The sequence below is a fragment of the Angustibacter sp. Root456 genome, assembly GCF_001426435.1.
GTDB lineage: Bacteria > Actinomycetota > Actinomycetes > Actinomycetales > Angustibacteraceae > Angustibacter.
In genome coordinates this window covers 195,517-216,916 of the sequence record NZ_LMER01000015.1, presented here as the reverse complement: position 1 = coordinate 216,916, position 21,400 = coordinate 195,517, and the positions used below count along the sequence as shown (strand labels likewise).

Genomic DNA, 21,400 nt, shown 5'->3' with positions numbered 1-21,400 from the left:
GCATGACGGTGAAGGTCACGATCAACTCCGACATGGGGGAGTCCTTCGGGATCCACTCGTTCGGCAACGACGACGCCCTGCTGCCCCACATCGACACCGCGAACATCGCGTGCGGATTCCACGCCGGCGATCCGGTGGGTATCCACGAGACCGTCGCCAAGGCTGCGGCCGCAGGTGTGACGGTGGGGGCGCACCCCGGCCTGCCGGACGCCGTGGGCTTCGGGCGGCGCGAGATGAAGCTGTTCCCCGAGGAGGTGCGCGACCTCGTGCTCTACCAGGTCGGTGCACTGAAGGCGTTCTGCGACATCGAGGGAGTGCCGCTCGACCACATCAAGCCGCACGGCTCGCTCTACGGCATGGTCGCTCGCGACGAAGAGCTGATGGACGCGCTGTGCGACGTCGCCGTCCACTACGGCGTCCCGGTGTACGGCATGACGGGGACGGCGCACGAGCGGGTCGCGCAGCGGCGCGACGTGCCGTTCGTCGCCGAGTTCTACGTCGACCTGGGCTACCGCGCCGACGGCAGCCTCATCATCGCTCGCCGACCGCACGCGACGGCGCCGGAGCTCGCGGCCCAGCGGGCCGTGCGGGCGCTGCGGGAGGGCGTCGCCGAGGCCGACACCGGCGAACGCATCCCGGTGAGCTTCACGAGCATCTGCGTCCACTCCGACACCGCCACCGCCGTCGCGGTGGCGGCGGCGGTGCGCGACGTCATCGAGTCCGCCGACACGGACGTCACCGAGAAGGGAAGTCAGCATGGCTGAGCACGTCGTCCACTCTCCGCTCCCCGGGGTCTTCTACCGCAGGCCCTCACCCGACGCCGACCCGTACGTCGAGCCGGGTGAGCAGGTGACGGCGGACCAGACGATCGGCCTGGTCGAGGTGATGAAGCAGTTCGCCGAGGTGAAGGCCGGGGCCGACGGAACACTCGTGTCGTTCGTGGTCGAGGCCGAGCAGGTGCTGTCGCCGGGCGAGCCGGTCGCCACCATCGAGGTCGCCTGATGCGAAAGCTCTTCATCGCCAACCGCGGTGAGATCGCCGTGCGCGTCGCCAGGGCGGCGCGCGAGCTCGGTATCTCCACGGTCGCGGTGTGCAGCGAGGCGGACGTCGACGCGGTGCACGTGCGCTACGCCGACGAGCACGTGGTGGTCGGCCCCGCACCCGCCGGCCAGAGCTACCTCGACGTCGACGCCGTCGTCGCGGCGGCGAAGGGGTGCGGTGCCGACGCCGTGCACCCCGGGTACGGCTTCCTGTCGGAGAACGCCGACTTCGCCGAGCGCGTCATCGGTGCGGGGATGACCTGGGTCGGTCCCTCGCCCGAGGCGATCCGGCTCATGGGCGACAAGGCACGTGCTCGGGCCAGCGCCCAGCAGGCCGGCGTCCCGACGATCGCCGGGTCGGACGGTGCGGTGGTGGACCTCGCGGCCGCCCAGCGCGTGGCGGCCGACGTCGGTTACCCGGTGGCCATCAAGGCCGCGGCGGGCGGCGGTGGCCGAGGCATCCGCGTCGTGGGCTCCGACGACGAGCTGCGCTCCCAGCTGCCCGTGGCGCAGGCCGAGGCGCGGGCGGCGTTCGGCAGCGCCGAGGTGTACCTCGAGCGCTTCGTCCCCCGGGCCCGGCACATCGAGGTGCAGGTGTTCGGCGACGGCACCGACGTGATCCACATGGGCACACGCGACTGCTCGATGCAGCGCCGCCGGCAGAAGGTCGTCGAGGAAGCCGGCGACCTCGGCCTGCCCGCCGACGTCGAACGCGCCATGACGGATGCCGCGGTGCGGCTGGCGAGCGCGGTGTCGTACCGCGGCGCGGGCACGGTGGAGTTCCTCTACGACGCCGAGCGGAAGGACTTCGCGTTCATCGAGATGAACACCCGCATCCAGGTGGAGCACCCCGTCACCGAGATGGTGTGGGGTTTCGACCTCGTGCAGGAGCAGCTGCTGGTCGCTCGTGGGCAGGCGCTGTCACGGTTCCAGGACCAGCACCCACCGCGCGGGCACGCCATCGAGGTGCGGCTGAACGCCGAGGACCCCGCGACGGGGTTCATGCCCAGCCCGGGACCGCTCACGCGCTTTCGCCTCCCCGGCGGCCCCTTCGTCCGCGTCGACTCGGGGTACGAGGAGGGCGGTCAGGTGCCGCCGTTCTACGACTCGCTGCTCGCCAAGGTGATCGTGTGGGGGGCGACGCGCGACGAAGCGATCTCCCGGCTGCGCCGCGCGCTCGCCGAGGTGGAGGTGGAGGGCGTGGCCACCACCGTCGGCTTCCTGCGCGACGTCGTCGACCTGCCCGAGTTCCGCAGCAGCGACCACCACACCCGGTTCCTGGAGGAGTGGATGGCGCGAGAGGAGGTGGCGGTGTGAGCGCCGCCGTGGCGAACCCCCGCTACTCCTGGGGTGGCGACGAGCACCTCGTGGTGCAGATCGCCGAGGCGATGAGCCTGGAGGCCAACTTCACCGCCATGGCGATGAGCAAGGCCCTCGCCGACGAAGGCCTCGACGGCGTGGTCGACATCTGTCCGGGCAACGCGTCCTTGCTGATCCGCTTCGACCCCGACGTGATCCATCCCCGTCAGCTCGAGGCCGTCGTCCGGCGCATCGAGGTCGGCGTCACCGAGGCGCCACGGCTGGGGCTCGACACGCGCATCATCGAGGTGCCGGTCTGGTACGACGACCCGTACACGAACGAGACCGGAGCCCGCTTCCGCGACCGTCACCAGCGGCCGGAGGGCAACGACCTGGAGTTCGCGGCGATCGCCAACGGGCTGGACTCGGTGGAGGCGTTCATCGAGGCGCACTCCGGCTTGCCGTGGATCACGTCCATGGTGGGGTTCGTCGCCGGACTGCCGTTCATGTTCCAGATGGTCGAGCAGGAGCGGCAGCTCCAGGTGCCGAAGTACATCCGGCCGCGCACCGACACACCGGCCCTGACCGTCGGCTACGGCGGCTGCTTCTCGTGCATCTACTCGGTGCGCGGGGCGGGCGGCTACCAGATGTTCGGTCTCACCCCGGCGCCGATCTTCGACCCCGAGCAGCGGCTGCCCGACTTCGCGGACTTCATGGTGTTCTTCCGCCCTGGGGACATCGTGAAGTTCCGTCCCATCGACGAGGCCGAGTACCGCGGCATCCAGGCGGAGGTCGAGGCCGGCACCTACCGGTTCCGGACGGCGCCCGTGAAGTTCACCCTGGAGGACTTCCTCGCCGACCCCGACCGCTACAACGCAGGTCTCCTGGAGGCACTGAATGTCCATTGAGGTCATCTCGCCGGGACTCGGCTGCAGCGTGCAGGACCGCGGGCGGCCCGGCTACTACGACGTGGGCATCCCGCCGTCGGGTGCCCTCGACCTGCAGTCGGCGCTCGCGGCGAACCTGTTGGTGGGCAACGGCCCGGACGCCCCGGTGATCGAGGCCGCGTACCTCGGCCCGCAGCTGAGGTTCACCGAGCCGGCCGTCATCGCGGTGACGGGCGCGGCGATGGAGGCCCGGCTGAACGGCGACGTCGTGCCCCAGTGGGAGTCGCTGGCGGTCGCGACCGGGGACGAGCTGACGTTCGGGTACCTGCAGCAGGGAGCGCGGATCTACCTGGCGGTCGGCGGCGGGATCGACGTCCCCGCCGTGCTGGGCAGCCGGTCGACCTACGCCGTCGGAGGCTTCGGCGGTTTCCAGGGCCGCGCGCTGCAGGCCGGGGACGTCCTGGCGCACGGTGCAGGGGGCACGCCCGGCCGCGTCGTCCCCGATCACCTGCGCCCCGCCCTGTCGCGCGAGGTGGACGTGCGAGTGGCGCTCGGGCTGTACGACTACCGGCTGACGGCGGCCGGGCTCGACCGCTTCCTCGACTCGACCTGGGCCGTCAGCCCGGTCGCCGACCGCATGGGCCTGCGCTACACCGGACCGGAGCTGGAGTGGGTCGACCGCGAGCAGCCGTTCGGCGCCGGCTCCGACCCGTCGAACATCGTCGACGCCGGCTACCCCATCGGCTCGATCCAGGTGCCCGGCGGCGTCGAGCCGATCGTGCTGCACCGCGACGCGGTGTCAGGAGGCGGGTACGCCATGGTCGCCACGGTGATCAGCGCCGACCTCGACCTCGTCGCGCAGTGCGCGCCCGGCACCCAGACGCGCTTCGTCCCGGTGTCGCTGGACGCCGCGGTCGAGGCGCGGGAGGCCGCCCGGCAGGTGCAGCAGCAGCTGCGATCGGCGCTGCAGTGACGACGGGGCGGCCGCGCTGCGGCCGCCCCGTCGGGCTCGTCTGCTGGATCGGCTGCGGGACTACCTGGTCACCCCACCCGCACGGCGTCGCGCAGCCGCTGCGAGGTCTCGGCCAGCGCGTGGGCGGCCTCGCGGATGCGGGCGAGCTCCGCCGTCGTGTGCCGGGACGCCGCGTCGACGCCCTCGAGCGTCACGGTGACCTCGCGGCCGCCGTCGGCCGCCTGGGTCAGGCTGGCCGCCATGAGCGAGGTCGTGGCCGTCTGCTCCTCGACGGCCCCGGCGATCGTGGCCTGGAAGTCGTTGATCCGGCCGATGATCTCGCCGATCTGGGCGATCTGGTCGGCGGCCTGCGACACCGCGCCCTGGATCGACTCCACGCGGGCCGAGATGTCGCCGGTGGCGCGCGCCGTCTCCTGCGCGAGCTCCTTCACCTCGCCGGCCACGACGGCGAAGCCCTTGCCGGCCTCGCCGGCGCGGGCTGCCTCGATGGTGGCGTTGAGGGCCAGCAGGTTGGTCTGCTCGGCGATCGTCGTGATCACCTTGACGACGCTGCTGATCTGGGCCGACGACTCGCCCAGCGCCGCCACCGTGTGGTTGCTGCCCTCGGCCAGCTGCACCGCCTCGCTCGCGATCTTGGCCACGGCGTGGGCGTTCTGCGCGATCTCGGTGATCGACGCGCCCATCTGGTGGGTGCCGGAGGCCACCTGGTCGATGCCCGTGCTCACCGCCTGGGCCGACGCCACGGCCGTCTCGGTCTGCTGCGCCGAGCGCTCCGCGGCCGCGGAGATGTCATCGCTGGTGCTGACGAGGGCGTGCGCGGCGTCGTCCAGCTCGGTGACGGCGGCGCCGACGTCGGCGGCGACGGCGGCCGACCGGTCGAGCGTGGCGTTGAGCGCGACGGCGAGCTGCTCGAGCTCGGTGCGGCCCCGTCCCTCGTGCAGGCGCGTGGTGAGGTCACCGCTCGCGAGCACGCGCGTGGCCGACCGGATCGGGCGCACGATCGTGCGACCGATGAGCAGGGCGGCACCGCCGACGAGCACCAGGACACCGAGCCCGCTCAGCAGGAGCTTGAGGGTCTCGTGCCAGGCGACCGACCGGACGTCGTCGACGTAGATGCCCGAACCGACCACCCAGCCCCACGGGGCGTAGCCCGCGACGTACGACACCTTGGGCTGCGGGTCCTTGAAGCCCGGCTTCGGCCACTGGTAGTCGACGAAGCCGGAGCCCTTGGCCTGCACGACCTTGGTGAACTCCACGAACAGGTGCTTGCCGTCGGGGTCGACGTTGTCGGTGAGGTCCTTGCCCACCAGCTCTGGCTTCATGGGGTGCATGAGCATCGTCGGGTGCATGTCGTTGACCCAGAAGTACTCCTTGCCCGAGTAACGCAGCCCGCTGAGGGTGGCCAGAGCGGCCTGCTGCGCCTGCTCCTTCGTCAGCTCACCGGACGTCACGCGGTCGCCGTAGTACGTGACGACCCCGAGCGCCGTCTCGACGACGCCCCGGGTGGCGGTCTTGCGCTCGGTCATGATGCGCGACGTCATCTTCGACGAGGCGACGAGCGCGAGCACACCGACGCCGACGGCGAAGAGCGCGACGATCGCGACGAGGCGGGCGTGGATGGACAGCGTGGTGAGGCGCTTCATAGAGGGTGCTCCGGTCAGGGGAATCGAGTCGTTCGCCCTTCTCATCGGCAGCGCCCGGGGCCAGTCAAGAAACATGGCCCAGATCACGTATCGCCTCGGCGGCGCGGGCGGTGCGCCGATCTGGTGCCCGGTGAGCGGTTCGTCCCAGTGCGCGCCACCCGATGAGCTCGGTCAGGTCGGCGACACCTCTTGTGCCACCACCTCGCGCGCTCTTATAGTCAATGGGCTAGCCCATTACCCAAATGAACGGGACGACGATGGACTCCGAGGCGTTCGACCGCGCGGTGACGCGGCACGAGTCGCGCGCCCTCGACTTCCTCGAGGCGCTGGTGCGCCAGCCGAGCCACCTCGGCCACGAGGTCGGTGCCCAGGAGGTCTTCGCGGCCGAGCTCGCTGACCTCGGCTTCACCACGACGGTGCTGCCCTTCGACGACGGCCTCGCGGACGACGAGCGGGCTGGCGTGCTGCAGGACGTGCCGGGCCCACGCCAGAACACCTACGCCTCGCTGACCGGAGAGCTGCGGTCGTCCCTGCTGCTGCACGGCCACATCGACGTCGTCCCGGCGAGCACGCCCGAGCTGTGGGCGTCCGACCCGTTCGAACCGCGCCGCGACGAGGGCCGCCTGTACGGTCGCGGCGCGGGGGACATGAAGTGCGGCTTCGCCATGGCCACGCTGGCGCTGCGGGCGCTGCGCGACGTCGTCCCCGACTTCGGCACGTGGTCGCTGGGGTTCCTGGCCGCCGTCGAGGAGGAGTGCACGGGCAACGGCACGCTGTCAGCGGCTCGGCAGGGCGTGCTCGCCGACGCCGTGGTGGCCGTCGAGCCGACCGGGCTCGACCTGCTGCTCGGCGGGGTCGGCATCGTCTGGGTCGACGTCACCGTCGTGGGCCGCTCCGCGCACGCCGAGGCCGCGCACCTCGCGGTGAACCCGTTCGACCTCCTGTGGGAGCTCGTCGCCGACCTGCGCCGCTGGACCGCCGAGCTGTCAGCGGCCGAGCGCGACCCGGTGCTGCGCGACGTCGAGAGCCCCTACAACCTCAACGTCGGCGTGGTGTCGGGCGGCGACTGGCCGTCGTCCGTGCCGGGCAAGGCCACGGCTCGCCTTCGCCTGGCCTACCCCACCGCGTGGACGCCGGAGCAGGCCGAGCACGAGGTGGCCGCCCGCATCGCGCGCTGCGCCGCCGCCAGCGGCCGGTTCCCGCAGCCGCCGCAGGTGCGCAGCAGCGGGTTCCGGGCCCCGGGGTACCACCTCGACGCCGAGCACGACCTGGCCGTGCGGCTGCGCCGCGCCCACCAGGCGGCCCACGGTCGTGAGCCGGCGGCCTACGCGCTCGGCAGCACCACCGACGCCCGCACCTACATCCGGTACTTCGACACCCCGGCGATCTGCTTCGGGCCCACGGCGGCCAACATCCACGGGATCGACGAGTCGGTGGAGATCGCCTCGATCGCAGCGGGTGCCCGCACGCTCGGTCGGTTCGTCGCGGACTGGTTCGAGGAGCCTGGAGGAGCCCGGACGTGAGTGACCTCATCGAGCTGAGCCTGGCGGGCGTCCTGGACGGCGGCGCCGAGGGGCTGCTGGGCCCGCGCCCGGCCACCAAGAACGTCGGCGAGCAGCTCGCCGAGCGACTGGTCACGGCGGTCGCCCTCGGCGTCTACGTCCCGGGCCAGCGGCTGCCGAGCGAGCGCGAGCTCTCCGAGCTGGTCGGCGTGTCGAGAACCGGTGTGCGCGAGGCGATCCACCGTCTCGCCGACGCCGGGTACGTCGAGGTGCGCCGCGGTCGCCAGGGCGGTGCGTTCGTCCGCGCCGACTGGGGTCCGCAGTCGCACGACATGATCCGCCGCTACCTGCTGCCCAACTGGGAGCGCTTCCAGGCGGTGCTCGACGCCCGCCTGCACATCGAGGGCACCATCGCGCGCGTCGCCGCCGAGCGTCGCACCGCCTCCGACATCGACCGCATGCGCGCAGCCCACCGGGCGTACACCGGCGCGGCCGACCGCGACGCCTCCCGAGTCGCCGACCAGCAGCTGCACCTGGCGGTCGCCGAGGCGACCGGTAACCCGGTGCTGACAGCGCTGTCGGTGCAGATCCGCTCGCGGGTCAGCCTCGGGCTGGGCGCCGAGCCGTACACCTCGTCGGTGCGGGACAAGGCCGCCGTGCAGCACGAGCAGCTCGTCGACGCCATCGCGGACGGCGACGCCGAGCTGGCCGCCCGGCTGGCCCAGGAGCACTTCGGACTCACCGAGCGGTTGCTGCGCAAGCTCGTGCGCCGGGTGAGCAAGGAGCTCGGCTCATGAGCTCCTACGGCCGCTTCGTGCTGCGGCGGCTGCTCATCACGATCCCCGCCCTCGTGGTGATGAGCGTCTTCGTCTTCGCCATCATGCGGCTCATCCCCGGCGACCCTGTGCGCTCGATGCTGGGCTTTCGCGCCACCCCGGAGAACGTCGTCGTGATCCGTCACCAGCTCGGACTCGACCGACCGGCGGTGGAGCAGTACTTCTCCTGGGTCGGTGGCATCCTGCACGGCGACTTCGGCCAGGACTACGTCAGTCGCGTGCCGATCTCCGAGCTTCTCGCGCAACGGTTCCCGGTGACCCTCGAGCTCACGGTGCTGTCACTCGCTCTCGCGCTGCTCGTCGGAGTGCCGCTCGGTGTGCTCGCGGCGTCTGGCTCGCGCTGGGTGCGCCGGCTCACCGACGGCTACGTCGTCGCCGGCGTCAGCATCCCCGACTTCTGGCTCGGCATCATGCTGGTGCTGCTCTTCGCCGCCGTGCTCGGCTGGCTGCCGCCGTCGGGGTACACGCCGCTCTCCGAGTCCCTCGGCGACAACCTGCGCTACCTCGCCCTGCCGGTGCTCACGCTGGCGGTGGGGGAGAGCGCGTACCTGCTGCGCACCACGCGCGGTGCCATGGAGTCGGTGCTGCGGCGGCCCTTCATCCGGTTCCTCGAGGCCAAGGGCGTGAGCCGGCGCGGCGTCGTCTGGCGGCACGCGCTGCGCAACGCGGCGATCCCGATCATCACGGTCACCGCGATCCAGTTCGGCGTGCTGCTCGGCGGCGCGATAGTCGTCGAGAGCCTCTTCGCGCTACCCGGTGTGGGCCGGATGGTCGTGACCGCCATCAACCAGCGCAACTACCCCGTGGTGCAGGCCGGCATCCTGTGCGTCGCCGCGCTCTTCATGCTCGTGTCGGTGCTCACCGACCTGCTCACCGGCTGGGTCGACCCCCGGATCGCTGACGGGCAGGAGTCATGAGCGCCTCGACGGTCGCGGACGTCGCGACACCACCGGTGCGTCGGCGCAGCCTGGGTGCCGGCTGGGTCGGACTCGGCCTGCTCGGCGTCATGGCCGTGCTCGCCGTCCTCGCGCCGCTCGTGGCGCCGCACGACCCCGAGGCGGTCGACCCGGCCCAGATCATGCAGCCGCCCAGCGGTCTGCACCTCTTCGGCACCGACGCGCTCGGCCGCGACGTGCTGAGCCGCACCGTCTTCGCGCTGCGCACCAGCCTCGCCGTGGCGGTGGGATCGGTCGCCCTGTCAGCGTCCCTCGCCATCCCCCTGGGTGCGCTCGCCGGCTACTTCCGGCGCTGGGTCGACACCGCGATCTCGCGGCCGCTCGACCTGCTGCTGGTGCTGCCGCCCCTGCTGCTCGCCGTCGCGCTCATCACGATCCTCGGGCCGGGCGCGCTGGTCGCCGGCATCGCGATCGCACTCATCTACCTGCCCATCCTGGCCCGGGTCATGCGCGGCAGCGCGCTGGAGACGGCGTCCCTGCCGTACGTCGAAGGGGCTCGCGCGCGCGGAGCGGGCCACCTGCGGGTGCTCACCGGTCACCTGGTGCCCAACGCCGTCGGGCCGGTGCTGGTGCAGGTGTCGATCCTCGGCGGCTTCGCGCTGCAGATCGAGGCCGCGCTCAGCTTCCTGGGTCTCGGCACGCAACCGCCGACGCCGTCGCTGGGGCTGATGCTGGCCGACGGCCGCAACACCCTCACGCAGGCGCCGTGGGCCGAGGTCTTCCCCGGTCTCGTGCTCGCCCTGGCCGTGCTCGGCTTCATCCTCGTCGGCGACGCCCTGCGTGCGCGCCTCGACCCGCACGGGTTGTCCGAATGAGCGCCGCCCTGGAGGTCGCGAACCTGCGCGTCGACTACCCGAGCGCCTCGGGAGCCATCTCGGCCGTCGACGGCGTGAGCCTGCGCATCGAGCGCGGCGAGCTCGTCGGCCTGGTGGGCGAGAGCGGCTGCGGCAAGTCCACGCTCGCGAACGCCGTCATGGGCCTGCTGCCCGAGGGTGCGCAGGTGTCGGGTTCGATCACGGTCGCCGGCGAGGAGCTCGCGAACGCCTCGCCGCAGCGCCTGCGCGAGCTGCGCGGCCGCGCCCTGGCGATGGTGTTCCAGGACCCCGCGACGAGCCTCGACCCGACGTTCAGCATCGGGTCGCAGGTGCGCGAGGCGGTGCTCGCGCACCAGCGCATCGGGCGCAAGGCCGCCACCGAGCGAGCCGTCGACCTGCTGACGCAGGTCGGCATCCCGGACGCCGCCGCCCGGTTCGGCACGCCGCCGCACCGCTTCAGCGGCGGCATGCGCCAACGCGTCGTCATCGCGGCCGCGCTCGCCAACGACCCCGCGCTGCTGCTGGCCGACGAGCCCACCACCGCGCTCGACGTCACCATCCAGGCGCAGATCCTCATGCTGATGCAGCGCCTGGCCCGTGAGCACGACACCGCGGTCGTCATCATCACGCACAACCTGGGCGTGGTGGCGCAGACGTGCGACCGGATCGCCGTCATGTACGCCGGGCAGCTCGTGGAGCAGGGCACCACGGCCGAGCTCTTCGCGAGTCCGCAGCACCCGTACACCCGCGCCCTGCTCGCGGCCCTGCCGACGTCCGAGGCGCAGCCGGGCCAGCTGGCCGTGATCCCGGGGCAGGTGCCCGACCTGTCCGGTGACCTTCCCGGCTGCCGCTTCCTCAGCCGGTGCCCGCTCGCCCACGACCGGTGCCGCGAGAAGCCGCAGCTGCGGCGCAGGGGTGGCACCGAGGTCGCCTGCTGGGCCGTCGAGGAGGGCCGCGATGAGTGAGCTGCTGCAGATCGAGGGCCTGACCAAGACGTTCTCGGTGCCCGCGGGCCTGTTCTCCTCGCGCCCCGTCTCGGCTGTGGCCGACGTGTCGCTGGCGATGGGCCGCGGCGAGATCCTCGGCCTGGTGGGGGAGTCCGGCAGCGGCAAGTCGACGCTGGCCCGCTGCGTCCTGGGCCTCACCCGCCCGACCGCCGGACGCATCCTGTTCGACGGTGAGGACGTCACGCGGCTGCGACCCTCGGCCCTGCGCGAGTACCGGCGGCGCGTGCAGCCGGTGTTCCAGGATCCCTACGCCAGCCTCGACCCGCGGTGGACCATCGGGCGCACGATCCGCGAGTCGCTCGACGCGTTCGGCATCGGGTCGAACCGCGATCGCGACGCGCGGGTGATCGACCTGCTCGAGCGGGTCGGCCTGCGGCGCGAGCACGCCGACCGTCGTCCGGCCTCGCTGTCGGGTGGTCAGCGCCAGCGGGTGGGTATCGCTGCCGCGCTCGCCAGCCGGCCCGAGCTGATCGTCGCCGACGAACCGGTCTCGGCCCTCGACGTCAGCGTGCAGGCGCAGATCCTCAACCTGCTCGCGTCACTGCGGGCCGATCTCGGCGTCTCGGTGCTGTTCATCACCCACGACCTGTCGGTGGTCGAGCACCTGTGCCAGCGCACCGCCGTCATGTACCTCGGCCGGCTCACCGAGGTGGCGCCCACCGAGACGTTCTTCGCCGCACCGCAGCACCACTACAGCGTGGCCCTGCGCGACGCCATCCCACGCCCTGACCCTGCGCACCGCCTCGAGCACGTGCCGCTACGAGGTGAGATCCCGAGCCCGCTCTCACCGCCCTCGGGCTGCCGGTTCCACCCGCGCTGCCCCGCCGCGCTGCCCGTCTGCAGCAGCGACGACCCGCCCCTCCAACCTCAGGCGCCGCACCACCTGGTCGCCTGCTGGAACCCCGTCCGTGCGACGGCCCCGACCACCCAACTGCCCGTCCGTCCTGCGCCGTGAGGAGAAGAGCTGCCATGCCCACCGCCAACGTCAACGGCGTCACCCTGAACTACGAGGTCACCGGAGAAGGGCCGGAGACGATCGTCCTCATCAACGGCCTGGCCGACGACATCGAGTCGTGGGGCTTCCAGGTGCCCGACTTCGTCGACGCGGGCTACCGCGTGCTGACCATCGACAACCGCGGCATCGGCAAGAGCGAGGCCCCCGCCGGCCCGTACACCTCGCGGATGCTCGCGGACGACGCGAAGGCGGTCGTCGACCAGCTCGGCATCACCGGCTTCCACCTCATGGGTGTCTCCATGGGCGGCATGATCAGCCAGGAGTACGCGCTGGCCTACCCCGACGACCTGAAGTCCGCCACGTTCGCGTGCACCTACGCCGCACCGGGCCCGTTCTGCAGCCGGATGTTCGCCATGTGGGGCGACATGGCACCGCAGCTCGGCGTGCCGTTCGTGATGCGCGACGTCACCCTGTGGGCCTTCACCGTCCCGTTCTTCACCGAGCGCGAGGACGAGCTGAAGGAGTTCGAGGAGGGCATGGCGGCGCTGCCGATGTCGGTCGACGCCTACCTGTCACAGCTCAACGTCATCCAGACGCACGACACGCGCGATCGGATCGGGGCGCTGAGCGTCCCGTGCCTGGTGCTGGCTGGCGAGGAGGACATCCTCATCCCCACCCGGCTGTCGAAGCAGCTTCACGACCTGATCCCGGGTGCGCAGTGGCGCACCGTCCCCGGAGGCCACGCCTGCCTGTGGGAGACCCCTGGGCCCTTCAACCAGGCCTACCTCAACTTCGTCCGCTCCCACTCCTGAGGACTCGACATGGACGCACAGACCCCATCCACCCGACCCAGCCGCCGCCTCGTCCTGCAGGGGGCAGGCGTCTTCACCCTCGCCGCGCTGTTCCCCGGCCTCGCCGCCTGCAGCTCGGTCAACGACAAGTCAGCCTCCTCGAAGACGGCGACCTCGACCGCGACGGCTACCCCAGGCGGCACGCTCGTCGCCGCCCTCACCGGTGAGCCCGACAGCCTCGACCCCGCGACGTCGACGGTGTACACCGGCGCGCAGGTCTACGACGGCATCTTCAGCAAGCTGCTCACCATGGACGCCAAGGGCGAGTTCGTCCCCCGTCTCGCCACCAAGTGGACGGCGACCGACGACCGGACCTGGACGTTCGACCTGGTCGACAACGCGACGTTCCACAACGGCGAGAAGTTCACCAGCAAGGACGTCAAGTACACCTTCGACCGCATCCTGAACCCGAAGACAGCCAGCTCCTACGCCGGCCTGTTCGCGGCCATCGCGTCGGTCGAGACGCCGTCGGACACCCAGGTCGTCTTCAAGCTCAAGACCCCCTACGGCCCCTTCCTGACCAACCTCGCGAACAACGGCGAGATCGTGAACCAAAAGGCCATCGAGAGCCAGGACCCCGCCCGCAAGCCGGTCGGCACCGGGCCGTTCCAGTTCGTCGAGTGGGTGCAGGGCGACCACATCACCGTCAAGAAGTTCGACGGCTACTTCGAGCAGGGCAAGCCGCTGGTCGACGAGGTGACCTTCCGCTTCCTCAACGTCGACCAGAGCCGCATCGACGCGCTCGGCTCCGGAGAGGTGAACTGGGTCGACGCCGTGCCGCTGACCCAGCTCGCGTCCTTGAAGAACGACAGCCGGTTCACCTACGTCACCAGTGCCACCGCGGGCATCCCGGACTTCCTCGCGATGAACACCACCAAGGCGCCGTTCGACAAGGTCGAGGTGCGCCAGGCGATCGCGTGGGCGCTCGACCGGAGCGCCATCCGCGCCCTCGCCTACGCCGGCACGGGCGAGGTCGGCAACCAGGAGGTGCCGAGCGGTTCCAGCTGGTTCGACGGCAGCGACCCCTACAAGAGCGGCCCGGACCTCGCCAAGGCCAAGGACCTGCTGGCCAAGGCGGGCTACTCGAACGGCCTCACCATCGAGTACCTCGGGCTGCCGCAGTACCCCGAGCTGCTCAAGACCGGCGAGGTGGTGCGCGACCAGCTGAAGAAGGTCGGCATCACCATGAACATCAAGCAGGTCGACGTCTCGGTGTGGTTCGACGCCTTCTCCAAGAAGGACTACCAGATCACCAGCGCCTACCAGGAGCGCACGATCGACCCGGACAACTTCTACTCGCTCGTCATCGCGTCCGGCGGACCGATCAACACGACGGGCTACTCCAACCCGCAGGTCGACAAGCTCATCGCCCAGGCCGCGCAGGAGACCGACGAGGGCAAGCGCAAGGCGCTGTACACGCAGATCCGCGACATCGTGCGCACGGAGGCGCCGCTGGTGTTCGTGCACTACGAGACGGTCAACTACCTGATGCAGAAGAACGTGGTCGGCAGCCAGGTGACGCCCGTGCTCGAGCTGGGCCTGCAGGACGTCGGCTTCACTGGCAAGGGCTGACGCGCACTCGGCGGGGCGGCCGCCTCGGTGGCCGCCCCGCCGACCGCGTGCCCGCAGGGGTGCGGGTCAGGCGCTCACCGGCGCACCGGCGACCTGGGCGTACGGCTGCTCGGCGGCGAGATCGCGCCCGATCAGCCCGAAGGCGAACATGATGGGCAGCGCCGCGCTGCCCATCGACGTCAGCTGCAGCACCCCAGCCGCCAGCGGGATGGTGAGCGCCAGCAGCCACCCGGCCAGGCGCGGCACCCCGCCGCGGCGCAGCAGCGCGATGCCGAGCAGCGTGGAGCCGACGAGGGTGAGCAGCAGCCCGGCGATCGTGACGGCGAACATCGGCCCGGCCACGGCGTCGGGCAGGTACGACGTCCACTGCGTGTAGTAGTCGAGGAAGACCCCGACGCACGCGAGGGCGTAGCCGGTGAGGGCCACGGCCCAGGCCACCTTCTCGAAGCCGCTCGGCCGCCGACGTCGGCGCACCACGACCGCGCAGAGCGTGAACGCGACGAACACCGGCAGCCAGATCTTGCCGTAGGTGAGGTACACCGTGTCGGGGTCGGCCCAGTCGAGCAGTGGTCGCAGTGCGGAGCGCGCCGGGTCCGACCACAGGCGGGTCAGGGGCAGCGTGAGGTCGCCGGCACCGTCCGCGGTGTTGTGCCGGGCGAGCGCGTGCAGCTGGCCCACCACCAGTCCCGTCCACGCCGCCACCCAGGCCAGCCGTCCCACGGTGCGCTGGCTGTGTGCCGTGCTGAGCATGTCGTCCTCCTTCTCGAGCCGGACCCTGCGTCCGTGCTCGACGACGCTAGGAACCGCGACCGGCCTGCGTCGTCGCCGCAGGGATGGCACCGGGGTCCGCCCCAGGGTGGAGAGGGCGTCGCCCGTCAAGTCGATGTCGGCAGGGCCCCGGCCGCCGTACGCTCGGCGCGTGCTCGAGCGCACTCTTTCGCGGTACGGCGACCTCCTGCTGCCGGTGGGTCTGCTCGTCGTGGCGCTCGGTGAGCTAGCCATGACCCGGCCGCAGGGCGGCCCGGCTGCGGCCGCACTCGAGGTCGTCGCGGCAGCGCTGCTGGTGAGACGCCGTCGGTACGGCGTGCTGGCGCCCACGGCCAGTGCGGTCACGCTGCTGCAGATCCCCTGGATGGGGCCCGCGCTGGACGACCTCGCGGCGCCGATCCTGTTCTGCGCCGCGGTCGGGTACGCCCTCGGGCGCTGGCCGGCGGGCAACCGCGGCCTGGCCGGCCTCGCCGTGGTGCTGGCGACGTTCTGGGTCGACTACCGGTTCGTCGACACGCGCCAGCACGGCGTCGGCGACGTCATCTTCGTGCTCACCCTGATCGCTCCGCCGTACGTGCTCGGCCGCCTGATGCAGCGACTCGCGCAGCAGAAGACCCTTCTGGAGCAGTCGCAGGAGGCCGCCCGCCGGGCGGCCGTGCGCGCCGAGCGCGACCGCATCGCCCGCGAGCTGCACGACGTCATCGCCCACTCGGTGAGCGCCATGGTCGTGCAGACCGCCGCGGCGCAGGACCTCGTGCGCCGCGATCCCGACCGCGCCGAGCAGCTGCTCGCTGCCGTGGCCGCCACCGGCCGCCAGGCGCTGGCCGACACCGGCCGGTTGCTGCACGTCGTGCGCGACGAGGCCGACGAGCTCGGCCTCGCTCCGATACCCGGACTCGCGGACCTGCCAGCCCTCGTCGACCGCTTTCGCGGCGACGGGCTCGAGGTCACCGCCGACCTCGACCTCCCCCTCGTCGGGTTGCCAGCCGGAGTGGACGTGAGCGCCTACCGCATCGCGCAGGAGGCGCTCACCAACGCCCTGCGGTACGGCGCCGACCGCACCGCAGAGATCACGATCGCCTGCTCGCCCGAGGCGGTGACGATCCGGGCCAGCAACCCCAGCAGCGGCACCGGCGGCCTGGGCAGCGGGCTGGGCCTGCTGGGGATCGCCGAGCGCGTCTCGCTGCTCGGGGGAACGCTGTGGCACGGCCTCGCGGACGACGGCCGCTTCCACCTCGACGCCGTGCTGCCTCTCGCGCCGGTGGAGCGGACATGACCTCGGTGGTGATCGCCGACGACCAGGAGCTCGTCCGCTCAGGGCTCGAGCTCGTCCTGTCGGCTCGCGGGATCGACGTCGTCGGCCTGGCCGCCGACGGACGCGAGGCGGTCGAGGTGGTGCGCCGCACCGGGCCCGACGTCGTGCTCATGGACATCCGCATGCCGGTGCTCGACGGCATCGCCGCCACCGCGGCGATCACGGCGACGGCCACGTCGACGGTCACGGCGACGCAGAGTGCGCCGCGGGTGCTCGTGCTCACCACCTACGACGTCGACGCCTACGTCTACGCGGCGCTGAAGGCAGGGGCGTCGGGTTTCCTGCTGAAGGCGAGCGCACCCGACCTGCTCGCCGAGGGCGTGCGCACCGTGGCGGACGGTGGGTCGCTGCTCGCGCCGTCGGTGACCCGCCGGCTGATCGAGGAGTACGTCGACCGGCCGCCCCCCGTGGTGGGCGTTCCGCCGGAGCTGCGAGGTCTCACCGAGCGCGAGCTGGAGGTGCTCTCGCTCGTGGCCCGCGGGCTGTCGAACGACGAGGTCGCCCGGCGGCTCGTGGTGGCCGAGAGCACCGTGAAGACCCACGTCAACCGCGTGCTGGCCAAGCTGGGCGTCACCAGCCGCGTGCAGCTCGTCGTGCTGGCCTACGAGTGCGGGCTGGTGCGGGCCGGCGGGGCCGGGTCAGGACCGGCAGCGGGTCGACGCCGCAGCTAGGCTCGGCGCGTGCCCGAGCTGCCCGAGGTCGAGTCCGCCCGGCAGGTGATCGAGCGGCACGCACTGGGGCGGCGGATCGTCGACGTCGACGACTCCGACACCTACGAGTGCCGCCCGCACCGCCCTGGCGACCTGCGCGTCGCGCTCGTCGGTCGCGAGCTCCTCGCCGCGCACCGCCGCGGCAAGAGCATGTGGTGCGAGACGTCCGGCACGGCCGCCGACCCCCGGCCCGGCCCGCACCTCGGCATCCACCTCGGCATGTCGGGCAAGGTGGTCGTCGCCGAGCCGGATGGCGTCGAGACCGACGGTGGTGACTACTGGGAGCGCGGTCGCACGGCGGGCGACGAGCGCTTCACGCGCTTCGCGATGACCTTCGACGACGGCGGCCGCTTGCTGCTGCTCGACCCGCGCCGCCTCGGCCGGGTGCGGCTCGACCCCGAGGTGCACCTGCTCGGTCCCGACGCCGCCACGATCACCTTGCGCGAGTTCCGGGCGGCGCTCGCACGCGGCACGGCGCCGGTCAAGGCGCGGCTGCTCGACCAGACGGCACTGGCCGGAGTCGGCAACCTGCTGGCCGACCAGGCGCTGTGGCAGGCCAGGCTGCACCCGCGCCGGCGCGTCGACGAGCTCACGGACGACGAGGTGCGGGTGCTGCACCGCGCGGTGCGCTCCGCCGTCCAGACGGCCCAGCGTGGCGGCGGCGTCCACACGCTGCGGCTGCTGCCCTTCCGGGCCGCCGGGGCCGCCTGCCCGCGCGACGGCGCGCCCATGGTGCGTGGCACGGTCGGCGGGCGCACGACGTGGTGGTGCTCTGCCGAGCAGGACTGACGCAGGCGTCGCTCAGGCGCGGATGCCCGCCAGCACGATGCTGACGACGCGGTCGGCCTGGTCGGGCTCGACCGGCCCCATCATCGAGCAGCCGCCGATGAGCCGGGTGAGGTCGGCGGGCTCGACGTCGGCCCGCACGACACCCGCCTCACGCGCCCGCTGCAGCACCTGCTCGGCCGTGGCGGTGATGACGGACCGCGAGTAGGTGAGCAGCTCGGAGTCGCGTCCGATGGCGTCGACCAGCTCGGCGAACAGCGCGCGCTTGGTCGAGGCGTAGTCGAGGAAGTGCTGCACCCAGGCCTCGACGGCGGCCCAGGGGTCGTCCTGCTGCATCAGCTCGTCGGTGTGGGTGCGCAGGCCGTCGACGTCCTCGCGGTAGACCGCCTCGAGCAGGGCCAGCCGCGTGGGGAAGCGGCGGTACAGCGTGCCGATGCCGACGCCGGCCCGCCGGGCGATGTCCTCCAGCGACGCCGCTGCGCCTTGCTCGCGCAGCGCCTCGCGCGCCGCGGCCACGATCTGCTCGTAGTTGCGGCGAGCGTCGGCGCGCAGCGGGCGCTCGGGCACCACGGAGGTGCCGTTGCCGGTGCGAGTGCCGGTGCTCACGGGAGCCACCTCGAAAACGGGACGACGACAAATGGGCTTGCTAAGTGGAGGCTGCCTCCGTATGTTTATCCGGAGGCCTCTTCCACTTACGTCGTCATCGTACTACCTCCAGGAGCACCTGTGTCAGCCCAGACCCTCGCTTCACGCCCGGCCACGCCGCCGGGCCCGGCGCCGCAGCCCACCGGCCGCGTCGCCGCCTCGTCGGGGTTCATCCTCGGCGTCGTCCTGATCGCCCAGCTCATGGTCGTGCTCGACGCGAGCATCGTGAACGTCGCGCTGCCCGACATGGCGCGCGTGCTGCACCTGTCGCAGACCGGCCTGTCGTGGGTGATGAACGCCTACACCCTCGCCTTCGGTGGCCTGCTGCTGCTCGGCGCCCGCGCCGGCGACCTGTTCGGTCGCCGTCGCGTCTTCCTCGCGGGCATGCTCGTCTTCACCGCCGCCTCCTTCGTCGGCGGCCTCGCCACCACGGGGGAGTGGCTCATCGCCTCGCGCGCCGTGCAGGGCGTCGGCGCGGCGCTCGCGGCGCCGGCCGTGCTGGCGCTGCTCACCGTGAGCGTCCCCGAAGGTCGCGAGCGCAACCGCGCCCTCGGCCTGTTCACCGCCGTCTCCATCGGCGGTGCCGCCATCGGCCTGGTCGCCGGCGGCATGCTCGTCGAGTGGGTCTCGTGGCGCTGGGTGATGTACGTCAACGTGCCCATCGGCATCGGCGTGATCATCGCGGCCGCTCTCGTGCTGCCCGAGACGCCGCGCCACCGCGGCCGCGTGGACGTCGAAGGTGCCATCACCTCGACCCTCGGCATGACCTCCCTCGTCTACGGCTTCGTCAGCGCCGCCGACCGCGGCTGGAGCCACGTCGTCACCCTCGGGTCGTTCGTCGCGGCAGCGGTGCTGCTCGTCGGGTTCGTCCTGCTCGAGCGCCGCGCACAGGCGCCGATCACGCCGCCGGCGCTGTTCCGCGACGTCACCCGCTCGGCTGCCTTCGTCGGCCGCATCACGCTCGTGGCCGGGATGATGGGCATGTTCTTCTTCATGACTCAGCTGCTGCAGGAGGTCGTGGGCTACTCGCCGCTGCGCGCAGGCCTGGCGTTCCTGCCCGTGCCGGTGGGCGTGTTCCTCGCCTCGCAGGTGGCGGCGCGCCGAGTCGTCGACCGCATCGGCCCTCGCCGCACCATGGTGCTGGGAGCGCTCGTGTCGGCGTCCAGCGTGTTCTGGCTGAGCCACACCTCCGCCGACACCGCCTACTGGGCGATCGCCGTCCCGCTGTTCTTCATGGGCGTCGGCAACGGCACGGTGTTCGTGCCGCTGACAGCGGCTGCGCTGCAGGGTGTGCGGCCGCAGGAGGCGGGCGCGGCGTCCGGCCTGGTGAACGTGTCGCAGCAGGTGGGCTCGACCCTCGGGCTCGCCGTGCTGGTCACGGTGTTCGCCTCGGCCGCGCGCAGCGCGGCGTCCACCGCGTCGAGCGGCGCCGCCCACGCGAGCGACGTGTTCGTCGCGGGGGCCGACCGGGCGCTGCTCGTGGCGTCCCTGCTCATCTTCACGACCTCGGTCGTGGCGATGGCCACCCACCGGGGGCCGTGGCGGCGTCGTCCGCGCGTCGCCGTCCCTTCACCCGGTGTGAGCCCGCGCATGACGCGGCGTTCACGCTCTGCCGCAAGGCTCTCGCCGACATCCCCGTCGAGAGGAGCAGGGTATGAAGGTACGCGCCGCCGTGGCATGGGCTGCGGCACTGAGCGCAACGGCGGTGCTGGCGTCGGCCGCCACCGCCTCCGCCGACCCCCGAGAGCACGAGCCGCGCCGCGGTCCGTTCAGCTTCGCCGTCATAGGCGACGTGCCGTACGGCGACGCGCAGATCGCCGCCTTCCCCGACCGCATCGCCCAGATCAACGCCGACCCGGACGTCCGCCTCGTCGACCACCTCGGCGACATCAAGAGCGGGTCGAGCCAGTGCACCGACGCCTACTTCGCCTTGATCCGCAAGGACTTCGACGGCTTCGCCGACCCGCTCGTCTACACGCCCGGCGACAACGAGTGGACGGACTGCCACCGGCCGAACAACGGCGGCTACGACCCGCTCGAGCGGCTCGCGGCGGTGCGCAGCGTGTTCTTCGACCGGCCGGGTCGTAGCCTCGGCCAGCACTCTGTCGCGGTCACCTCGCAAGCGGCGCAAGGGATCCCCGAGAACGTGAGCTACCGGCGAGCGGGGGTGTCGTTCGCCGCCGTGCACGTCGTGGGCAGCAACAACTCCATGGCGCCCTGGACCGGCAAGACCGCGCCCACGCCGCAGCAGGCGGCCGAGGTGCTCGAGCGCACGGCGGCGTCCGTCGAGCTCATCCGCGACACCTTCGCCGACGCGCGTCAGCACCGGGACCGCGCCGTCGTCCTCATGATGCAGGCCGACATGTTCGACCCCACCGAGAACGACCCGTCGTTCGCCGACTCCTACGCGTTCGCTCCGATCGTGCAGACGATCGCCCGGGAGTCGCGGTCGTTCCGGCGTCCGGTGTACCTGTTCAACGGCGACAGCCACGTCTACAACGCCGACGCGCCCCTGGCTTCTGGCTCGCCGTGGCTCTCGTTCTACGGCGTGGCCGCCCCAGCCGACAACCTGCGGCGGGTCACCGTCGACGGCTCGACCGGGCTCGACGACTGGCTCAAGGTCACCGTGCACCCCGATCGCCGCGAGGTGCTGAGCTGGACGCGCGTCCCCTTCGCGCCCTGAGCCGACGGCTCCGGGTCGTGGCATCGAGGGTCGCCGCGCTGACCCTCGATGCCACGATCGCGAGGTTGGTCCGATAACTCGTGACGGGTGTGGCAGATGGTTCCGCCCAACCGGGTGACGGCTCGGCTGACCGCGAGAACACTCCGAGGGGTCAGGT

General features: G+C 72.0%; 21 protein-coding genes. 18 read left to right on the top strand and 3 right to left on the bottom strand.

Translation table 11 applies throughout. From position 1 onward, the window contains the following. Window positions 1-2: 2 nt before the first annotated feature. From pxpA to ASD06_RS08740, 5 genes are read left to right on the top strand one after another with little or no spacing between them, the layout of a single operon-like run. Window positions 3-764: a 5-oxoprolinase subunit PxpA gene (gene pxpA / locus ASD06_RS08760; RefSeq protein ID WP_157371601.1), complete on the top strand. Its 762-nt coding sequence runs from the start codon at window positions 3-5 to the stop codon at window positions 762-764. Continuing rightward, window positions 757-1,002, top strand: a complete 246-nt coding sequence (locus ASD06_RS08755; RefSeq protein ID WP_056675851.1) for an acetyl-CoA carboxylase — start codon at window positions 757-759, stop codon at window positions 1,000-1,002. Before pxpA ends, ASD06_RS08755 begins: the two co-directional genes overlap by 8 nt. Then, window positions 1,002-2,357: an acetyl/propionyl/methylcrotonyl-CoA carboxylase subunit alpha gene (locus tag ASD06_RS08750; protein WP_056675848.1), complete on the top strand. Its 1,356-nt coding sequence runs from the start codon at window positions 1,002-1,004 to the stop codon at window positions 2,355-2,357. The genes ASD06_RS08755 and ASD06_RS08750 overlap by 1 nt, the downstream gene beginning before the upstream one ends. Then, a complete protein-coding gene (locus tag ASD06_RS08745) occupies window positions 2,354-3,247 on the top strand; it encodes an allophanate hydrolase subunit 1 (RefSeq protein WP_157371600.1) in 894 nt (297 codons plus the stop codon). Before ASD06_RS08750 ends, ASD06_RS08745 begins: the two co-directional genes overlap by 4 nt. Further along, complete coding sequence (locus ASD06_RS08740) at window positions 3,237-4,199, top strand: biotin-dependent carboxyltransferase family protein (protein ID WP_056675845.1); 963 nt, start codon at window positions 3,237-3,239, stop codon at window positions 4,197-4,199. The genes ASD06_RS08745 and ASD06_RS08740 overlap by 11 nt, the downstream gene beginning before the upstream one ends. Window positions 4,200-4,267: 68 nt before the next feature. On the opposite strand, the gene ASD06_RS08735 is transcribed toward ASD06_RS08740, so the two are convergent. Continuing rightward, entirely contained in the window at window positions 4,268-5,842 is a 1,575-nt protein-coding gene (locus ASD06_RS08735; protein WP_056675843.1) for a methyl-accepting chemotaxis protein, read from the bottom strand. 242 nt (window positions 5,843-6,084) lie between these two features. On the opposite strand from ASD06_RS08735, the gene ASD06_RS08730 reads away from it, so the two are divergent. From ASD06_RS08730 to ASD06_RS08695, 8 genes are read left to right on the top strand one after another with little or no spacing between them, the layout of a single operon-like run. Then, on the top strand, window positions 6,085-7,365 hold the full coding sequence (locus tag ASD06_RS08730; RefSeq protein ID WP_082537855.1) for a M20/M25/M40 family metallo-hydrolase: 1,281 nt from the start codon (window positions 6,085-6,087) through the stop codon (window positions 7,363-7,365). Continuing rightward, a complete protein-coding gene (locus ASD06_RS08725; protein ID WP_056675837.1) occupies window positions 7,362-8,141 on the top strand; it encodes a FadR/GntR family transcriptional regulator in 780 nt (259 codons plus the stop codon). The genes ASD06_RS08730 and ASD06_RS08725 overlap by 4 nt, the downstream gene beginning before the upstream one ends. Further along, a complete protein-coding gene (locus ASD06_RS08720; RefSeq protein ID WP_056675832.1) occupies window positions 8,138-9,097 on the top strand; it encodes an ABC transporter permease in 960 nt (319 codons plus the stop codon). The genes ASD06_RS08725 and ASD06_RS08720 overlap by 4 nt, the downstream gene beginning before the upstream one ends. Next, a complete protein-coding gene (locus tag ASD06_RS08715; RefSeq protein ID WP_082537854.1) occupies window positions 9,094-9,951 on the top strand; it encodes an ABC transporter permease in 858 nt (285 codons plus the stop codon). Before ASD06_RS08720 ends, ASD06_RS08715 begins: the two co-directional genes overlap by 4 nt. Next, window positions 9,948-10,916, top strand: a complete 969-nt coding sequence (locus tag ASD06_RS08710) for an ABC transporter ATP-binding protein (protein WP_056675830.1) — start codon at window positions 9,948-9,950, stop codon at window positions 10,914-10,916. The genes ASD06_RS08715 and ASD06_RS08710 overlap by 4 nt, the downstream gene beginning before the upstream one ends. Beyond that, a complete protein-coding gene (locus ASD06_RS08705) occupies window positions 10,909-11,913 on the top strand; it encodes an ABC transporter ATP-binding protein (protein WP_056675826.1) in 1,005 nt (334 codons plus the stop codon). Before ASD06_RS08710 ends, ASD06_RS08705 begins: the two co-directional genes overlap by 8 nt. A gap of 14 nt (window positions 11,914-11,927) precedes the next feature. Continuing rightward, the gene (locus ASD06_RS08700) at window positions 11,928-12,725 is read left to right on the top strand and encodes an alpha/beta fold hydrolase (RefSeq protein ID WP_056675823.1); all 798 of its coding nucleotides are present in this window, start codon (window positions 11,928-11,930) and stop codon (window positions 12,723-12,725) included. A gap of 9 nt (window positions 12,726-12,734) precedes the next feature. Next, a complete protein-coding gene (locus tag ASD06_RS08695) occupies window positions 12,735-14,336 on the top strand; it encodes an ABC transporter substrate-binding protein (protein ID WP_056675819.1) in 1,602 nt (533 codons plus the stop codon). 66 nt (window positions 14,337-14,402) lie between these two features. On the opposite strand, the gene ASD06_RS08690 is transcribed toward ASD06_RS08695, so the two are convergent. Then, window positions 14,403-15,086, bottom strand: coding sequence for a hypothetical protein (locus ASD06_RS08690; RefSeq protein ID WP_056675816.1), 684 nt, complete (start codon window positions 15,084-15,086; stop codon window positions 14,403-14,405). A 169-nt stretch (window positions 15,087-15,255) separates the two neighbouring features. On the opposite strand from ASD06_RS08690, the gene ASD06_RS08685 reads away from it, so the two are divergent. Genes ASD06_RS08685 through ASD06_RS08675 form a run of 3 tightly spaced genes read left to right on the top strand, consistent with a single transcriptional unit; the run spans window position 15,256 to window position 17,918 of the window. Then, on the top strand, window positions 15,256-16,380 hold the full coding sequence (locus tag ASD06_RS08685; protein WP_056675813.1) for a sensor histidine kinase: 1,125 nt from the start codon (window positions 15,256-15,258) through the stop codon (window positions 16,378-16,380). Continuing rightward, window positions 16,377-17,090: a response regulator transcription factor gene (locus ASD06_RS08680; RefSeq protein WP_056675810.1), complete on the top strand. Its 714-nt coding sequence runs from the start codon at window positions 16,377-16,379 to the stop codon at window positions 17,088-17,090. The genes ASD06_RS08685 and ASD06_RS08680 overlap by 4 nt, the downstream gene beginning before the upstream one ends. Before the next feature lie 9 nt (window positions 17,091-17,099). After that, window positions 17,100-17,918 (top strand): DNA-formamidopyrimidine glycosylase family protein, encoded by an 819-nt coding sequence (locus tag ASD06_RS08675; RefSeq protein ID WP_056675807.1) that lies wholly within the window; start codon window positions 17,100-17,102, stop codon window positions 17,916-17,918. Window positions 17,919-17,930: 12 nt separating this feature from the next. Here the strand turns inward: ASD06_RS08675 and ASD06_RS08670 are convergent, their stop codons facing one another. Then, window positions 17,931-18,521: a TetR/AcrR family transcriptional regulator gene (locus ASD06_RS08670; RefSeq protein ID WP_056675804.1), complete on the bottom strand. Its 591-nt coding sequence runs from the start codon at window positions 18,519-18,521 to the stop codon at window positions 17,931-17,933. Window positions 18,522-18,641: 120 nt separating this feature from the next. Between ASD06_RS08670 and ASD06_RS18465 the strand changes: the two genes are divergently transcribed. Then, entirely contained in the window at window positions 18,642-20,648 is a 2,007-nt protein-coding gene (locus tag ASD06_RS18465) for an MFS transporter (protein ID WP_157371598.1), read from the top strand. Beyond that, window positions 20,623-21,243 (top strand): hypothetical protein, encoded by a 621-nt coding sequence (locus ASD06_RS19620; RefSeq protein WP_235502270.1) that lies wholly within the window; start codon window positions 20,623-20,625, stop codon window positions 21,241-21,243. The genes ASD06_RS18465 and ASD06_RS19620 overlap by 26 nt, the downstream gene beginning before the upstream one ends. Window positions 21,244-21,400: the final 157 nt, after the last annotated feature.

Bases quoted from the DNA above. Each gene is read 5' to 3' on its own strand.
- ASD06_RS08755 (WP_056675851.1), top strand. From the start codon at position 757: ATGGCTGAGCACGTCGTCCACTCTCCGCTCCCCGGGGTCTTCTACCGC.
- ASD06_RS08705 (WP_056675826.1), top strand. From the start codon at position 10,909: ATGAGTGAGCTGCTGCAGATCGAGGGCCTGACCAAGACGTTCTCGGTG.
- ASD06_RS08680 (WP_056675810.1), top strand. From the start codon at position 16,377: ATGACCTCGGTGGTGATCGCCGACGACCAGGAGCTCGTCCGCTCAGGG.
- ASD06_RS08720 (WP_056675832.1), top strand. From the start codon at position 8,138: ATGAGCTCCTACGGCCGCTTCGTGCTGCGGCGGCTGCTCATCACGATC.
- ASD06_RS08700 (WP_056675823.1), top strand. From the start codon at position 11,928: ATGCCCACCGCCAACGTCAACGGCGTCACCCTGAACTACGAGGTCACC.
- pxpA (WP_157371601.1), top strand. From the start codon at position 3: ATGACGGTGAAGGTCACGATCAACTCCGACATGGGGGAGTCCTTCGGG.
- ASD06_RS08740 (WP_056675845.1), top strand. From the start codon at position 3,237: ATGTCCATTGAGGTCATCTCGCCGGGACTCGGCTGCAGCGTGCAGGAC.
- ASD06_RS08735 (WP_056675843.1), bottom strand. From the start codon at position 5,842: ATGAAGCGCCTCACCACGCTGTCCATCCACGCCCGCCTCGTCGCGATC.
- ASD06_RS08715 (WP_082537854.1), top strand. From the start codon at position 9,094: ATGAGCGCCTCGACGGTCGCGGACGTCGCGACACCACCGGTGCGTCGG.
- ASD06_RS08710 (WP_056675830.1), top strand. From the start codon at position 9,948: ATGAGCGCCGCCCTGGAGGTCGCGAACCTGCGCGTCGACTACCCGAGC.
- ASD06_RS08690 (WP_056675816.1), bottom strand. From the start codon at position 15,086: ATGCTCAGCACGGCACACAGCCAGCGCACCGTGGGACGGCTGGCCTGG.
- ASD06_RS08750 (WP_056675848.1), top strand. From the start codon at position 1,002: ATGCGAAAGCTCTTCATCGCCAACCGCGGTGAGATCGCCGTGCGCGTC.
- ASD06_RS08730 (WP_082537855.1), top strand. From the start codon at position 6,085: ATGAACGGGACGACGATGGACTCCGAGGCGTTCGACCGCGCGGTGACG.
- ASD06_RS08695 (WP_056675819.1), top strand. From the start codon at position 12,735: ATGGACGCACAGACCCCATCCACCCGACCCAGCCGCCGCCTCGTCCTG.